The sequence below is a fragment of the Listeria sp. MAN/IMW/UF464 genome, from assembly GCF_058683955.1.
On sequence record NZ_JBZWZP010000002.1, the window covers coordinates 356,889 to 373,514 of the forward strand.

At 36.8% G+C, this 16,626-nt stretch carries 17 protein-coding genes and 1 riboswitch; of the genes, 16 read left to right on the forward strand and 1 reads right to left on the reverse strand.

What is annotated here, in order from left to right; translation table 11 throughout:
- The first annotated feature begins 188 nt into the window (after positions 1–188).
- The 12 genes from fur (at position 189) to AC4PG0_RS09045 (ending at position 11,697) form a co-directional block, all read left to right on the forward strand.
- Positions 189–647, forward strand: a complete 459-nt coding sequence (gene fur / locus AC4PG0_RS08990) for a ferric iron uptake transcriptional regulator (protein ID WP_010991735.1) — start codon at positions 189–191, stop codon at positions 645–647.
- A gap of 145 nt (positions 648–792) precedes the next feature.
- Entirely contained in the window at positions 793–1,686 is an 894-nt protein-coding gene (xerD, locus tag AC4PG0_RS08995; protein ID WP_492167631.1) for a site-specific tyrosine recombinase XerD, read from the forward strand.
- A gap of 28 nt (positions 1,687–1,714) precedes the next feature.
- Positions 1,715–2,899, forward strand: coding sequence for a phosphopentomutase (deoB, locus tag AC4PG0_RS09000; RefSeq protein WP_003767605.1), 1,185 nt, complete (start codon positions 1,715–1,717; stop codon positions 2,897–2,899).
- Positions 2,900–2,917: 18 nt separating this feature from the next.
- The gene (locus AC4PG0_RS09005; protein ID WP_003763157.1) at positions 2,918–3,736 is read left to right on the forward strand and encodes a purine-nucleoside phosphorylase; all 819 of its coding nucleotides are present in this window, start codon (positions 2,918–2,920) and stop codon (positions 3,734–3,736) included.
- A gap of 179 nt (positions 3,737–3,915) precedes the next feature.
- Positions 3,916–5,226 carry a diaminopimelate decarboxylase gene (lysA, locus tag AC4PG0_RS09010; RefSeq protein WP_003763156.1) on the forward strand — a complete coding sequence of 437 codons (1,311 nt, stop codon included), beginning with the start codon at positions 3,916–3,918 and terminating at the stop codon, positions 5,224–5,226.
- A gap of 15 nt (positions 5,227–5,241) precedes the next feature.
- Positions 5,242–5,991 (forward strand): segregation/condensation protein A, encoded by a 750-nt coding sequence (locus AC4PG0_RS09015; protein ID WP_003767599.1) that lies wholly within the window; start codon positions 5,242–5,244, stop codon positions 5,989–5,991.
- The gene (gene scpB / locus AC4PG0_RS09020; RefSeq protein ID WP_003763154.1) at positions 5,988–6,584 is read left to right on the forward strand and encodes an SMC-Scp complex subunit ScpB; all 597 of its coding nucleotides are present in this window, start codon (positions 5,988–5,990) and stop codon (positions 6,582–6,584) included. Before AC4PG0_RS09015 ends, scpB begins: the two co-directional genes overlap by 4 nt.
- A gap of 2 nt (positions 6,585–6,586) precedes the next feature.
- Positions 6,587–7,321: a pseudouridine synthase gene (locus AC4PG0_RS09025; protein WP_003763153.1), complete on the forward strand. Its 735-nt coding sequence runs from the start codon at positions 6,587–6,589 to the stop codon at positions 7,319–7,321.
- A 184-nt stretch (positions 7,322–7,505) separates the two neighbouring features.
- The gene (locus AC4PG0_RS09030) at positions 7,506–8,222 is read left to right on the forward strand and encodes a response regulator transcription factor (protein ID WP_003767595.1); all 717 of its coding nucleotides are present in this window, start codon (positions 7,506–7,508) and stop codon (positions 8,220–8,222) included.
- A gap of 97 nt (positions 8,223–8,319) precedes the next feature.
- Complete coding sequence (locus AC4PG0_RS09035) at positions 8,320–10,110, forward strand: ATP-binding protein (RefSeq protein ID WP_492167632.1); 1,791 nt, start codon at positions 8,320–8,322, stop codon at positions 10,108–10,110.
- A gap of 15 nt (positions 10,111–10,125) precedes the next feature.
- Positions 10,126–10,644: an acyl-CoA thioesterase gene (locus AC4PG0_RS09040; protein ID WP_003769473.1), complete on the forward strand. Its 519-nt coding sequence runs from the start codon at positions 10,126–10,128 to the stop codon at positions 10,642–10,644.
- Between the two features lie 129 nt (positions 10,645–10,773).
- A riboswitch (FMN riboswitch) is annotated at positions 10,774–10,896 on the forward strand.
- Between the two features lie 189 nt (positions 10,897–11,085).
- Positions 11,086–11,697, forward strand: coding sequence for an ECF transporter S component (locus AC4PG0_RS09045; RefSeq protein ID WP_010991730.1), 612 nt, complete (start codon positions 11,086–11,088; stop codon positions 11,695–11,697).
- A gap of 41 nt (positions 11,698–11,738) precedes the next feature.
- Here the strand turns inward: AC4PG0_RS09045 and AC4PG0_RS09050 are convergent, their stop codons facing one another.
- Positions 11,739–11,963: a ferredoxin gene (locus tag AC4PG0_RS09050; RefSeq protein ID WP_003763144.1), complete on the reverse strand. Its 225-nt coding sequence runs from the start codon at positions 11,961–11,963 to the stop codon at positions 11,739–11,741.
- A gap of 155 nt (positions 11,964–12,118) precedes the next feature.
- On the opposite strand from AC4PG0_RS09050, the gene AC4PG0_RS09055 reads away from it, so the two are divergent.
- The 4 genes from AC4PG0_RS09055 (at position 12,119) to AC4PG0_RS09070 (ending at position 16,622) form a co-directional block, all read left to right on the forward strand.
- On the forward strand, positions 12,119–13,126 hold the full coding sequence (locus AC4PG0_RS09055; protein ID WP_492167633.1) for a YpbB family protein: 1,008 nt from the start codon (positions 12,119–12,121) through the stop codon (positions 13,124–13,126).
- Positions 13,123–14,526 (forward strand): RecQ family ATP-dependent DNA helicase, encoded by a 1,404-nt coding sequence (locus AC4PG0_RS09060; RefSeq protein WP_185550657.1) that lies wholly within the window; start codon positions 13,123–13,125, stop codon positions 14,524–14,526. The genes AC4PG0_RS09055 and AC4PG0_RS09060 overlap by 4 nt, the downstream gene beginning before the upstream one ends.
- Before the next feature lie 321 nt (positions 14,527–14,847).
- Positions 14,848–15,579: a LysM peptidoglycan-binding domain-containing protein gene (locus AC4PG0_RS09065; protein ID WP_033532894.1), complete on the forward strand. Its 732-nt coding sequence runs from the start codon at positions 14,848–14,850 to the stop codon at positions 15,577–15,579.
- Positions 15,580–15,659: 80 nt separating this feature from the next.
- Positions 15,660–16,622: an asparaginase gene (locus AC4PG0_RS09070; RefSeq protein WP_003763137.1), complete on the forward strand. Its 963-nt coding sequence runs from the start codon at positions 15,660–15,662 to the stop codon at positions 16,620–16,622.
- Positions 16,623–16,626: the final 4 nt, after the last annotated feature.

Below are 16,626 nucleotides of genomic sequence, written 5' to 3' on the forward strand. Positions count from 1 at the left end.
GCCTATTGCTTTTGTGCTATCTTAGTAAACATAAGGAATAGGAATTGTCTAGGTGCCATTTTTAAAGTGATAAGTGGATTTTGAACTTGCATTTTAATTATAATTATTATAAACTGTATTTATTGTTAAATGATAATGATGATAATTTAGAACGACAACTTGTTATCGCAACTAAGGGAGGAACCATAATGGAAGGTCGTATTGGACGCATTAAAGCACAACTTCATGATGCTAGTTATAAATTAACCCCACAGCGAGAAGCTACTGTTCGCGTTTTACTGGAAAATGAAAAAGATCATTTAAGTGCTGAGGAAGTTTTCTTGCGTGTGAAAGATATTGCGCCTGACACTGGCCTAGCAACAGTTTACAGAACGTTGGAGCTTTTAACAGAACTACGCGTGGTAGATAAAATTAATTTTGGTGACGGTGTATCTCGTTATGACTTGAGACAAGAAGGCGCCAAACATTTCCATCATCATCTTGTTTGTTTGGAATGTGGATCTGTGGAAGAAATTCAAGAAGATTTACTAGAAGATGTAGAAAAAATCGTGGAATCAAAATGGAATTTCCTTGTAAAAGATCATCGTTTAACTTTCCAAGGGATTTGCGCAGATTGCAGACAAAAATCTAAAAAAAATAATAGTTGAGTTTGGGATTATATATCTCAAACTTTTTTTATTGGCAAAAAAGATGGACTGAATTGTGCGAAAAGTATTATAAGTTTTTTTCATCGCTTAAACGTTTTCACTGAGGAAGGAACATGGTAGAATAGGATTTGTGGAGGAAATGCTTATGAATGATTTGATTGATGATTTTTTACACTTTTTAATTGTAGAGAAAGGCTTATCCGCGAATACAATAAAAGCTTACGAACGAGATTTACACTATTTTGTTTCATACATGGATACCTCTAGAACTTTAACGGACCCGGATACACTCGAACGAAACGATATAGTTGGATTCATGGCATTTGCTAGAAAAGAAGGAAAATCACCAAGAAGCGTAGCACGATATATTGCTTCATTGCGATCTTTTTTTCATTATTTAATGCATGATGGAAAAATGTCGCACGATCCAATGATTCAAATTGAAACGCCAAAACAAGCGCAAAGCCTACCAAAAGTTTTAAACATAGATGATGTAGAAAAATTACTTAGTTCATCAGATACTAGCACTCCGCTCGGACTCAGAGACCAAGCGATGCTAGAAATTTTATACGCGACGGGGCTTCGTGTAACCGAACTTGTAAAGCTTAAAATGGATGATTTACATCTTCAAATGGGCTTTATTCAAACGATTGGTAAAGGTGATAAAGAACGAATTATCCCGCTTGGAAAAACAGCAACCACTGTGTTGGAACAATATTTAGAAGAAGCAAGACCTAAACTTAGAAGACCGAAATACCGGAATGATTTTGTGTTCTTAAATCACCACGGGCAAGGACTGACAAGACAAGGATTCTGGAAAATTTTAAAAGGAATCGCGAAGGAGTCGGGCATCGAAAAGCCGATTACACCGCATACATTGCGTCATTCATTTGCTACTCATTTACTTGAAAACGGGGCTGATTTAAGGTCGGTGCAAGAGCTTCTTGGCCACGCCGACATCTCCACCACACAAATTTATACCCATGTAACAAAACTGCGGCTTAAAGATGTTTACAAACAATTTCACCCGCGCGCTTAAAAAATAAAGTTGAAAAGGATGAGTAAATATGCCAGATAAATTTAAACGAGTACATGTTATTGTAATGGATTCAGTTGGTATTGGGGAAGCACCAGATGCTGCTAAATTTGGTGACTTCGATGTGGATACATTTGGTCATATTGCAAAACACGTTGGCGGCTTAAAAATGCCTGAAATGGGCAAATTAGGATTATCCAATATCCGTGAAATCGAAGGAATTGAAAAAGCTGAAAAACCACTTGCTTATTATACAAAAATGCAAGAGGCTTCTAATGGAAAAGATACAATGACAGGTCACTGGGAAATTATGGGACTTTATATTGATACGCCTTTCCGTGTGTTTCCTGATGGATTTCCAGATGATTTAATTAACCAAATTGAAGCAAAAACTGGCCGTAAAGTAATCGGCAACAAGCCAGCTAGTGGTACAGAAATTATGGCGGAACTTGGGGAAGAACATGTGAAAACAGGTGCGCTAATTGTGTACACTTCTGCTGACTCTGTATTACAAATCGCTGCGCATGAAGATGTTGTTCCATTAGAAGAGCTATATGAAATCTGTGAATTCTGTCGTGAAATTACATTAGACGATCCGTATATGCTTGGTCGCATTATTGCTCGTCCATTTGTTGGTGAACCTGGCGCGTTTGTCAGAACTCCAAACCGTCACGATTATGCCCTAAAACCTTTTAAACCAACAGTAATGGATGCTTTAAAAGATGGTGGGAAAGATGTGATTGCGATTGGTAAAATTTCGGACATTTTTGACGGAGAAGGTGTAACTGAATCTATCCGTACAAAATCAAACATGGATGGAATGGACCAATTTATCGATGTGTTAGATAAAGATTTTAATGGTATGAGTTTCCTTAATTTAGTTGACTTTGATGCACTATTTGGTCACCGTCGCGATCCTCAAGGTTATGCGGACGCACTTGTTGATTTTGATGGTCGCTTAGTAGAAGTGATGGAGAAATTAACCGATGACGATCTTTTGATTATTACAGCCGATCACGGAAATGACCCAACATACACTGGAACAGACCACACTCGTGAATTTGTACCTTTACTTGTATACTCTCCGCGCTTTAAAAACGGCGGTTCTGAATTAGAATTACGCCAAACTTTTGCTGATCTTGGTGCAACAGTAGCGGACAATTTTGATGTAAAAATGCCTGAATACGGAAAAAGCTTCTTAAAAGATTTGAAATAGGAAAGAGGAGGAACAACAATGAGTTTAGAAAAAGTAAATGAAGCTGTTGCGAAAATTAGAGAAAATTACACTGGGGCGCCAACGGTTGGTTTAATTCTTGGATCGGGTCTAGGTGTATTAGCAGATGAAGTAAACAATCCAACAAAACTATCATACAGCGAGATTCCACACTTTCCTGTTTCTACAGTTGAAGGTCATGCAGGGCAATTCGTTTTTGGTGAATTAGAAGGAAAAGAAGTAGTAGCAATGCAAGGTCGTTTCCATTTTTATGAAGGATATTCCATGCAAGATGTTACTTTCCCGGTTCGTGTAATGAAAGAATTAGGTGTTGAATTACTTATCGTTACTAATGCTGCTGGTGGCGTAAACGAACTGTATTCTGCTGGAGACTTAATGTTAATTTCTGACCATATTAACTTTACTGGTACTAATCCACTTATTGGGCCAAATGACGAACATTTTGGCCCTCGTTTCCCAGATATGTCTGAAGCTTATAACTTGGCGTTACGTGTCGATGCTAGATTAATTGCACAAGAACTTAATTTAACGATTCGTGAAGGTGTATATGCTGGATTTAGCGGTCCAACATACGAAACACCTGCTGAAATTCAAATGATGAGAACACTTGGAGCAGATGCTGTTGGAATGTCGACAGTGCCAGAAGTAATCGTTGCTAACCACGCTGGATTACGAGTGCTTGGTATTTCTTGTATTACGAATATGGCGGCGGGGATTCTCGACCAACCACTTTCTCATACAGAAGTAATTGAAACAACTGACCAAGTTCGTAGCACGTTTTTACAATATGTAAAAGCAATTGTTGCTAAAATTTCTTAAAATAATTGGTAGCTAATCTCAGCCCAAATTCGTTATTTTCTGAAGCGAGAAATAATGAATATGGGCTGAGTTTTTTATGTATTTGATAATATTTTCAGATAGTTATTGTCGCTCGGCTTCTTAGTATGCTACTATATAAAAGAACTTTTAAAAATCTATAATGTAAAGGTGGGATTGGCGTGACGTTTGAACGGCTTGGAACAATGAATGTAAATGCAGAAGGACATCTCGAAATTGGAGGGGTGGACACTTTAAAGCTTACTGAAAAATATGGTACGCCGCTGTACGTTTATGATGTAGCGCTAATCCGTGACCGAGCAAGAGGATTTAAGAAAACCTTTGAAGAGTTGGGTGTAAAAGCCCAAGTAGCTTATGCGAGTAAAGCGTTTTCTGCTGTAGCAATTTACCAATTAATGGCGGAAGAAGGCTTGTCTCTTGATGTTGTATCGGGCGGCGAACTCTATACAGCCATTAAAGCGAATTTCCCTCCTGAAAGAATTCACTTTCACGGAAATAACAAAAGTGCAGAAGAAATACACATGGCGCTTGATTATGGGATTGGTTGCTTTGTTATTGATAATTATTATGAAATTAGTTTATTAGAAGATATATTAATAGAACGAAATGAAAAAGCCGCTGTTTTAATTCGCGTGACTCCAGGTATTGAAGCTCATACACATGATTATATTTTAACTGGACAAGATGATTCGAAATTTGGATTTGGTCTTACAAACGGGCAGGCTGAAAAAGCAATTAAGCAAGTGCTTCATGCAAGTGCTTCATTTGACTTAATTGGGCTTCATTGTCATATTGGGTCGCAAATTTTTGAAACAACTGGTTTTAAACTCGCAGCTCGTCGAATTATGGATAAATTAGTAGAATGGCACGGAACACTCGGTTTTGATTCCAAAGTTCTTAATCTTGGCGGTGGTTTTGGTGTGCGTTATACTGCTGAAGATGAGCCACTCGAACCAAGTGAATATGTGCGTCAAATCATGGATGAAGTGCGTGATGTTGCTAATAGTAATGATATTGCTATTCCTGAAATTTGGATTGAACCGGGTCGTTCGCTCGTTGGTGAAGCTGGAACAACCCTTTATAAAGTTGGCTCTCGTAAAGAAGTTCCGGGTATTCGGAATTATATTGCAGTAGACGGCGGAATGTCGGATAATATTCGCCCAGCTCTATATGATGCCCATTACGATGCTGTTCTTGCAGCCAATCCTGAAAAAGTTGCTGAAGAAACGGTAGCTATTGCAGGAAAATGTTGTGAGTCTGGTGATATGTTAATTTGGGATTTACCATTACCAAAATCAGATGCTGGCGAAATTTTAGCAGTATTTTGTACCGGTGCTTACGGTTATGCGATGGCAAGTAATTATAACCGGATTCCACGACCACCAGTAGTTTTTGTGGAAAACGGAATGGATAAATTAATCGTTGCCCGCGAAACTTATGAAAATTTAGTACAAAATGATCTTTCATTATAGTAGGGCGGGACAAACATGGTAGAAATGAATTTTAAAGTAGAGGCTTTTGAAGGTCCGCTTGACTTATTACTTCATTTAATTGGTCAACTAGAGGTCGATATTTATGATATTCCAATGGCTGAAATCACGGATCAATATATGGAATTTGTTCATACAATGCAAGAAATGGAATTAGATGTTGCAAGCGAATATTTAGTGATGGCCGCTACTTTACTAGCAATTAAAAGTAAAATGCTTCTTCCAAAACAAGAACTAGAAATCGATTATGATACACTAGAAGAGGAAGAAGATCCACGTGATGCTTTAGTTGAAAAACTAATGGAATACAAACGATTTAAAGAAGCTGCAAAAGAACTGAAAGAAAAAGAAGCCGAACGTAGCTTTTATTTTAGTAAACCACCAATGGATTTGGCCGAGTATGACGACGGAACCAAAGTGGCGGAACTCGATGTATCTTTAAATGATATGTTAAGTGCTTTTAACAAGATGCTACGACGCAAGAAATTAAATAAACCACTGCATACAAGAATTACAACTCAAGAAATTTCGATTGATGATAGAATGAATTCCGTACTCGGAAAACTACATCAACAAACAAATCACCGTTTACGTTTCGATGAACTATTTGAAGAACAGACAAAAGAACAACTTGTCGTGACTTTTTTAGCTCTACTGGAGTTAATGAAACGAAAATTAGTCGAAGTAGAGCAATCAGCAAGTTTTGCAGATTTATATGTGCAAGGTAAAGGGGAAGAACTATCGTGAACAGAGAAGAACAATTAGGCGTATTAGAGAGCTTGCTTTTTGCAGCGGGGGATGCAGGTCTTTCAACAGAACAATTAACGGAAGTCATGGAAATCACGCATATTGAAGCACTCAATTTATTAGAGCTTTTAAGTGAACGATATAATGGAAATGCGGACAGAGGGCTGATTTTACTAGAGCTTGCTGGAACTTTCCAATTAGCTACGAAAAAAGCACATGCGGAATTTTTACGGAAATTAGTGGAAGTTCCGAGCAATACAGTTTTATCACAAGCATCCTTAGAAACGTTGGCAATCATTGCGTATCGCCAGCCTGTGACCCGAATGGAAGTAGATGAAGTTCGCGGTGTGCAAACAGATGGACCGATTAGAACGCTTGTTGCAAAAGGATTAGTTACTGATAAAGGTCGCGTGGACGGGGCAGGACGTGCAAAACTATACGTGACTACAAGTGAGTTTTTGGATGCATTCGGGCTGAATTCTTTAGACGATTTACCAAAGCTTGCTGACCCAGAAGCAGAAGACCCAGATCAAAGCGAAATGGACCTGTTTTTTGACCGGTTTAACCAAAGTAAAGAACAGGAGGAGGAATAAGAATGGAACGTTTACAAAAAGTGATTGCGAATGCGGGAGTAACTTCTAGAAGAAAAGCAGAGAAACTTATTCAAGAAGGTAAAGTAACAGTAAATGGAAAAGTAGTTACAGAACTTGGTGTCAAGGTTTCAGGAACCGAACGAATTGAAGTCGAGGGAATCCAACTTACAAAAGAAGAACACCGCTATTTCCTTTTTTATAAACCAAGAGGAACGGTGTCAGCTGTAACAGATGACAAGGGACGCACGACGGTAGCGGATTATTTTACAGATATTCCAGAACGACTTTATCCAGTTGGAAGACTTGATTATGATACATCTGGCTTATTATTAATGACAAATGACGGTGACTTTGCGAACTTGCTAATGCATCCTAAAAATGAAGTGTCCAAAACTTATATTGCTCGCATTAAAGGAATTCCAGAACGAGAAGTTATTCGTGAGCTAGAACGCGGAGTTGTTATCGATGGTCGTAAAACCGCTCCAGCAAAAGTAAAAGTACGTTCTTCTGATAAAGCAAAAGACAAAGCGATAGTTGAAATCACTATCCATGAAGGACGAAACCGCCAAGTTCGTAAAATGTTCGAAGCAGTCGGTTTTGAAGTACAAAAACTAGCTCGAGAAGAATATTCTTTCTTGAATTTACGTGGTTTAAATGCGGGTGAAAGAAGAGAATTATCACATCATGAAGTAAAACAATTAAAAACAGAAGCGAGATTTGGCAAGAATAAAAAGTGACATTTCGACATAAAATATACTTTCTGATAGCGTGTTTTGTGAAAAACATGTATAATTTAAATCGTAGTAAATTTGGTATAGGCAATTGTATGGTTTTCCGTATGTGGGTACGAGAAATTCCATTTAATTATTTGAATTTAAATGATGCGTTTTTATGTAAATGAGAGTTAGGGGATGAGTACTTATGAGTGAACAAGTTAGAGTGCTTGTTGTGGATGATGAGGACCGGATACGCCGCCTTCTTAAGATGTATCTTGAAAGAGAAAACTATCGTATTGAAGAAGCTAGTGATGGTGATCAAGCATTAAACATGGCACTGAACAACAATTATGAAGTGATCCTGCTTGATTTAATGATGCCAGGTAAAGATGGTATCGAAGTTTGTCGTGAATTAAGGGAATATAAATCTACACCAGTTGTTATGTTGACTGCAAAAGGAGAAGAAGCTAACCGTGTGCAAGGTTTTGAAGTGGGAGCAGATGATTACATCGTTAAACCATTCAGCCCTCGGGAAGTAGTGCTACGCGTTAAAGCTGTTCTTCGTCGTGCAAAACAATCATCTGAAGAAGCTGCTGGAGGTACACCAGGAGACATTATTACATTCCCACATTTGAAAATTGATAATGAAGCTCATCGTGTTATTGTAGATGGAAAAGAAATTGGCCTAACACCGAAAGAATATGATTTACTTTATTATTTAGCTAAATCTCCAGATAAAGTTTTCGACCGTGAATCACTTTTAAAAGAAGTGTGGCGTTATGAATTCTTTGGTGATTTACGTACAATTGATACGCACGTAAAACGCCTTCGTGAAAAACTACATGATGTATCTGAAGACGCTGCTAGAATGATTGTTACAGTATGGGGCCTTGGCTATAAATTCGAAGTTCCAGAAGATTAATGACGAGTATTAAGATAGCGGGCAAAGACGTTTAATCGGCAAGTGTTATGCCGCACGTGCTTTGTTCGTTATTTTTTTGTGAAGTGAGGTGAGATAGATGAAGATTTGGAATAGTATCGTTGGCAAAATATGGAGTACAATCATTTTATTATTGATTGGGATTTTAGTTATATCGGGATTCTTAGTGGCGATGATTTATGAAAAAAATAATATGGCTCATATTACAAAAGAGTTAGAAGAGACGACATCAAGTATTATCACCATTATGAAAGAAAACGATGAAGTTATCTCCAACGAAAATGATAATGATTCCGCACTGACGTTACTTGATAATACAATGGGCGTCATTATTGAAGAAAACGGAAAGAATATTTATCAATCTCAATCTCCTGACACGGTTTCTAGCGCATCTGCCAACAAACTCATTCATGATAAAACGTTAGATAAAGCTTTAGAAAAAGATAACAGCATTACAATGAAGTATAATTTCAAAACAGAAGATAGCTCCTTACCTGTCGAAATTTCTGCACAGAAGTTTGTTTTAAGTAACGGAGAATCCGGTGTTGTTTATGTTTACCAATCGTATCATGATATTTTAAAAGTGAATCAAAAAACGATGAGAACACTTATTGTTTCAGGTATCATAGCTATTGTTATTACTTCGATTTTATCTTTTGTCTTCTCATCTAGAATGGCTTTTCCTCTTCGTGAAATGAAAAAGATTGCCATAGCTGTTTCAAAAGGGAATTTTGATAATCGTGTTCCGACTTACACGCATGATGAAATCGGTGAACTCGGGGTCGCTTTTAATGATATGGCTAAACAATTAAAATATAATATTAGTGCCCTTCGCCAAGAAAAAGAGCAATTATCTAATATTTTAGTAGGAATGGCAGATGGGGTAATTAAATTCAGTGTAGATAAAACGATTATTTTAAGTAATCCACCTGCAGAAGAATTTTTACATAATTGGTTTTTCTCACCTGAGAATACGGAAAAAGTACTGATACCAACAGCTTTAAATGATTTATTGAATGATACTTTAGACAAGAAAGAATCGCAAGTGGGCGAAATAACTTTTTCTGACCGGACGTATGTAGCAATTTTGACATTATTATATACAGGTGAGCATGTTCGAAGTATTGTTGCAGTTATTCGTGATATGACAGAAGAGAAACAGCTTGAGAAAATGAAGAGCGATTTTGTTAACAATGTGTCGCATGAGCTTAGAACGCCTATTTCTATGCTTCAAGGTTACAGTGAAGCGATTATTGATGGAGTTGCGCAGTCGGATGAAGAAGTGCGGGAATTTGCACAAATTATTTATGACGAATCCCTTCGCATCGGTCGATTAGTTAATGATATGCTTGACCTTGCAAGAATGGAAGCCGGCTTTAATCAAATGGACAATCAAAAATTACCTCTAGCTCCATTACTACGAAAAGTAATCGCTAATTTTGATGTTCTTGCGAAAGAAAACTTTGTAGAACTTGGCTTAGAACTTGAAACACCAGATTTAGAGTATTCCTATGACCCCGACCGGATGGAGCAAGTGTTAATTAATTTAATCATGAATGCTATCCGCCACACCGGGAAAGAGGGCTACGCTGGAAAAGTTATTTTAAAACAAACAATTGATGAAACAAGAAATAATCTCGTAATTACAGTATCCGATAATGGTAGTGGTATTGCTGAAGAAGACATTCCATACCTATTCGAGCGTTTTTATAAAGTAGATAAGGCTAGAAAACGCGGAAAAGCTGTGGGGACAGGGATTGGCCTTGCAATTGTAAAAAACATCGTAGAAGCTCATAACGGAAAAATTTCAGTAGAAAGTGTGCTAGATAAAGGATCAGACTTTATCATTACCTTGCCTTTGTATAAATAGATTGGAGCGAAAATCATGGAAAATAGACAAACGAAATTTTGTAAAGAATCTTTAGTAATTAAAACTAGTCGGGTGTTTCCATCCGATACAAATAATCATAATACACTCTTTGGTGGAAGATTAATGACGTATATTGACGATACTGCTTCTATCAGTGCATCTCGTCATTGTCGCACAGAAATCGTAACAGCTTCGACTGACTCGGTGGACTTTTTAAAGCCAATTAAAAACGACCATTCTGTTTGCCTAGAGTCCTATGTTGCCTCAACAGGTAGAAGCTCCATGGAAATTTTTGTTAAAATCATTGCGGAAAACTTAAAAACAGGGGAACGCTATTTAGCAGCCACTTCTTTTCTCACTTTTGTTGCGCTAGATAATGATGGCAAAACAGTGGAAGTACCTCTTGTTAAACCAGAAACAGAAGAACAAAAAAGAATCCACGCTGGAGCAGAAGCGAGAAGCATTGCGCGTAAAATTCGTTTAAAAGAAAATCAATCATTAGCGGAATCATTGTCTACGAATATTCCATGGTAAATAGATAAAAACCAGATAATCATCTGGTTTTTATTTTTGTAACTAAGAAAGCGCTTACGTGAAAAAATATACAAAAGGACTTGCGAAAAAATATTTTCATGGTAAAATGAAAATTGTAATAAAATATTCGTTCATCTTCGGGGCAGGGTGCAATTCCCGACCGGTGGTTAAAGTCCACGATCTGCTTTCTTAGCAGTTGACTCTGGTGTAATTCCAGGACCGACAGTATAGTCTGGATGGGAGAAGATGTTGGCAGACCTTTTCGTTTGTCTTCACGAGCATGTGTTAGCAAGCTGTGATGCTTATTTGAGTATTCAGTGCTTGTTTAATTAATCACAAACTCTCCCTCGACTTTTTTTAGTTGAGGTTTTTTATTTGCTTGGGTTGCATTCGTTTAGTGATGTCACTCGCTTCTTGGTGAACATCAAGGGAGAAATGACAATGAAGAATTATTCAATGAAGGTTTTTGTAAGTGTGGCGGTTCTTGGTACTTTAGCATTTATTTTAATGATGCTACAATTTCCGCTGCTACCGAGTGCACCATTTTTAAAGCTTGATTTTAGTGATATTCCAGCTTTGATTGGTGGCTTATTATTCGGACCACTCGCAGTGATTTTAGTAGAACTAATCAAAAATGTCCTGCTTTACATTGTGTCAGGTAGTCCAGTCGGAGTTCCGGTTGGAGAATTAGCCAATTTTATTAATGGTATTTTTTATGTATTACCGATTTATTATTTATTTCACTGGTTCCGCTCAACAAAAGGAATGGTGCTTTCAACAGCAGTTGGAACGTTAGTAATGACAGGCGCAATGGTGATATTTAATTATTTTGTATTATTACCATTTTACATTAAACTTGGTGGACTTCCGGCGGATACAGATGTTGCTTGGTTAGTCACATATACGATTATACCCTTTAGCTTATTAAAAGGAGTCATCGTTAGTGCTGTATTCTTGATACTGTACTCTAGACTTAAAAAATGGATTGCTAAAAACCAAACTGTAAAAGAACGTCGTAAATTTGAAAAAAGACAGCAGGAAACAAGTCATTAACATAAATAAAATCCGTGAGTCCACTGCGACTCACGGATTTTTTAATGGAACGGAGAATCAGAAACCTTAATCGAAAGGGAAGGACAAGCAAATTCAGCGTCAATAACCATTTCTTCTAAGTCTTCTGGGATTTCTTTTGTTCCAGTATTATTATCTAATAAATTATAGGCAAGACCTTCTGTATCATAATCAAAAACATCTGGAGCGTGAATAGAACAAGCACCACAAGCAATACAAGTGTCTTTTTCAACGAGACAATACTTCAATTTTCTACGCTTCCTTTCTAAAATAACAGTTTGAAGCAAGATTTTTTCTTTTTCTATTGTACCATATTTTGATAAATTTTTTTTCGGGAAAAGTAATGTAGAACAAGTGTTTCTGTGGTATGATTGATGTTAGAAAAAAAGGTGGTGAGAACGTCTTGGATAAGCTAGATAATTATATTGTAACAATTTTAGAAAAGAGTATTACTCCTAGAAAATCGCCATTTTTACATACTATTTTGGCTGGTAGAAGAACTGGTCAAGCTGTTCAGGATGCTCATCTTTTTCAAATGCAGCATTTATTTGGACTAGTACCAAATTTAAAATTAAATTATTTAGAAACAAGACTTAAAGAATTAATGCGACAAGGTATAATTACTGTTACTGAAAATGGCTATACAGTGGAACAGAAGCCGAATGTTTCGTTTGAAATGAGCTATCCTTCTTTTCATGGATTTGCTTTTCAACAACAAGTTTTTGCCTTTTTCGCCCATTTACGCCTTGCAGTTCAAGTTGTTAGTAATAAACACCATGCTGAGAAATATTATTTACCAGTTATCCGCGATAAGAAAGTACAGCAATTTATCAAAATTTGGCTACAAAACCAGCAACAAGAGGACCTTGCTGACAGATTATATATTGAACTCATCAAGTGGTTTAATAGTTTAGCGGTAAGTAGACCAGAATTTTTAGTGGAACGATTTTCTGGCGGGAAACTAATGGGCTATACAACAGAACAAATTGCTACTAAATATCAACTAGGGAAGTGGGATGTTTATTTTGAAGTGTTACATGAACTTCATCGCTTGATTGCTGCCATAAAAGAAAGCGAAGAGGAGTGGCCACTTTTAGCTAGTTTAATACCGAATGAGCTGATGAGCCTGACTTCTTCTGCTATAAAAACTTATACACTATGGGAAAAAGGAATGGATTTGGAGATGATTGAACGAATCCGAAATTTAAAAACAAGTACGATACAAGACCATTTTGTGGAAATTAGAGCTACTTTGAAAGAAGCAAAAGTTCCTTATTTACCTGAGGAAGAATTAATCCAATCAATTAATTCGAGAAACTGGCATTTACTTCGCGACATAAAAGCTGCATTTCCAGATTTAGATTATTATCAAATTCGCTTAGCTGTCGTTAGTAAGGAGGACGAACAATGAATTTAGAACAAGAATTAAAGGCCTATCTTGGTTTTGATGAATTTCGTCCTGGACAAAAAGAAGTAATTGAAAAAGCATTAGCTAAGAAAAACTGTTTTGCAATGCTACCAACCGGCACCGGGAAAACCGTTTGTTATCAGTTAGCGGGACATCTAATGGACGGACTAGTGTTAATCGTGTCTCCGTTACTCTCACTAATGCAGGATCAGATGGAGAGAATGCGGGCTCATGGTGAAAAACGTGTTGCGGCGCTTAATAGTTTTTTAAAGAAAGAAGAAAAACAACAAATCCTTGCAAATATTCATTTATATAAATTTATCTTTTTATCTCCAGAGATGTTAAATAATGAATTCGTCAAAAATACGCTTCTACAACAAAAGATTAGTTTATTTGTTATAGATGAAGCACATTGTATCTCTCAGTGGGGGCATGACTTTCGACCTGATTATTTGATGTTGGGACAGTTTATTGAAGATGCTAAATTTCCAGTGTCAATGGTACTTACAGCCACCGCAACTAAAAAAGTCCGAGCCGATATATTAAAACAATTGCGTCTAAACGACTGTGAACAGGTGATTTATTCCGTTAACCGTCCTAATATTTATTTGCAAGTGGAAAAATTTACAAATCAACTTTCTAAAAAAGAACGTCTATATGAACTAGTTTCCAAGCTAAAAACGCCAGGAATTATTTATTTTTCTAGTAAGAAACTAGCTGAAAGTACTGCGCAAGAGTTGAATGAAGTATTAGGATTAAATGTAGCCTACTATCATGGTGATATGGAAACGGAAGATAGAATTGTGATTCAGCAACAATTTGTTTATGGGCAGTTAGATATTATTTGTGCAACAAGCGCTTTTGGAATGGGAATAGACAAGTCAGATATTCGTTTTGTTATTCATTATCACATGCCAGCAGACTTAGAAGCTTATTTGCAGGAAATTGGCAGAGCTGGTCGTGACGGAAAGGAAAGCGTTGCAATTTTACTGTATGCTAGTGGCGATGAATTTATCCAAATGCAGTTAGCAGATCAAGACATACCAGATGTTAATCTTATGCATCTATCGAAAGAACAACTTAAAACTCTTCCAGAAGCAGAACAACGCTTTATTGATTATTACCAAAAAAGTGGTTTAACTACAGCCGAATTAACAACCAAAATGGAATATCGAAAAAGCTGGAAAAGAGCTAATTTACAACAATTTATCGGATACTTACATGAAGAAGAGTGCCGTAGAAACTATATTCTGCGTTATTTTGAAGAAAGTCCGCTAGAAGTAACACCAGAAAATTGCTGCGATTTAGATAGTACATTTACAATAAGTTTTGAAAAAGAAGAAAAAACAAGCGCCAAAGAAGTTTTGACTTGGGAAAATTACTTATCTTATCTACTTCAATAGATATTAAGTTACGAATTTTGACAAAAAGTAGCTTATTTCACATTTTTTGTAAAAAAAAGACTTGTTTATTGGCGGAAAAATTGTTATTATTTTGTTCAGTAATCTGTGTGAAATAAAAAAAAGCTTATATGCCAGAAGTACTAAATTATAATGATTATTGCTTTTTTCTTCTAAAAAAGCGGTTTAAGTGTTGTTGTATATTGCTTTTATGGTTATAATTATTTCAAAGGTATTTCATTTATTAACATCTTATGTAACACTTCTCTGTGCCAATAATAGTGCATAGGATAATATTAGAAAGCACTAAAGGAGGAACTTTGAGTGGCAAAAACAAGAAAAAGTAAACGGGAATATGAAGAACCGGCTGATTATGATATGAATTCTGAAGGACAAGACGAATTTAACAATGAACCGCCGATGCTGTCCCGTTCTGATAGCAGAAAAGGAAAAAAGAAAACTATTTTTAGATACCCATTGCTTAATTTATTGATTGTGTTTTTCTTATTAATTCCAATCGTTATAGTAATTGTATTTGTAACAGTACAAAATATGGGATCAACTAATGAAGTGAAAACAGAGACTGAATCGACAGTTAATGTTTCTGACAACACACAAACCAAAGCAGAAAAAGAAAAAGCTAAAAAAGCAGCAGAAGAAAAAGCCGCTGCTGAAAAAGCTGCAGAAGAAAAGAAAGCAGCAGAAGAGAAAGCTGCTGCAGATAAAAAATCTCAAGAAGATGAAGCTGCTAAAGCCGCAGCCGCTAAGAAAGAACAAGAAGCCGCAGAAGAAAAAGCTGCCGCAGAGAAGGCCGCTGCAGACAAAGCTGCTAAAGAAAAAGCAGCAGCAGAAGCCGCTCAGAAAAAAGCAAATGAATCAACACAAAAGAAAGCTGGAGGTTCTCATACAGTTCAAGCAGGAGATACTCTATACAGCATAGCGCGTTCTAGCTATGGACAAGCTGGGGCTGCTGCTGGTGTTGAGAAAATCAAACAAGCAAATGGACTTGGTAGTAACAATGTTCCAGTTGGTACAGTTTTAACAATTCCACAGTAATAACAACACTGAATGGGTCTGGGAAACGCTTCCGAGACTCATTTGTTTGTTTAAATGGAAAAATGTAGGGGGATATGATTATGGCAAAAGTAGCACTAATTACAACAGGCGGTACGATTGCAAGTAAAAAAACAGCATCAGGAAAACTTGCATCAGGAGAATTATCTGGAGAAGAATTAGCTGCATTATGCCAATTACCAACAGAAATCCAAATTGATATTTATTCAACTTTTCAACTTCCTTCTATGCACATTGCACTCGCAGATCTTATTAGTTTAAAACAATTAATAGAATCTATTTTTATGGATGAAACATATGATGGTATAGTTGTAACGCATGGTACTGATTCACTGGAAGAAACAGCTTATTTCCTTGACCTTGCTGTAACTGATGCAAGACCAATTGTTGTTACCGGTTCGCAACGAGCGCCAGAAGAACCAGGGACAGATGCTTACGTGAACATTCGCCATGCTATTTATACAGCCTGCGAAGTGAATTTACGACAAGCTGGTACAGTAGTAGTTTTTAATGAACGGATTTTTGCCGCACGCTATGTCAAAAAAGTGCATGCATCGAATATTCAAGGTTTTAGTGCATTTGGATTTGGTTATCTGGGAATTATTGATAACGATCAAGTTTTTCTTTACCAAAAGCCGCTTGAACATGAGTGTTTTGATATTCGCCTTGATTTACCGGAAGTAGTAGTTATTAAATGCTACCTTGGTGCAGATGGTCTATTCATTGATGCAGCAATTGATAGTGGCGTTTCAGGAATCGTACTTGAAGGTGTAGGACGGGGACAAGTTGCTCCGAAAATGATGCCAGCAATTATTCGTGCTTTAGATGCGAACATTCCTGTTGTTATTACGACGAGCGCGGAAGAAGGAAATGTTTATACTACATATGACTATGAAGGTAGCACGTTTGATTTATACAATCGAGGTGTTATTTTAGGAAAAGATTATGATAGCAAAAAAGCGCGGATGAAATTAATGGTGCTTTTAGCGTCCCAAGAAGAGATCAATCAAACCAATTTCAGATAAAAGG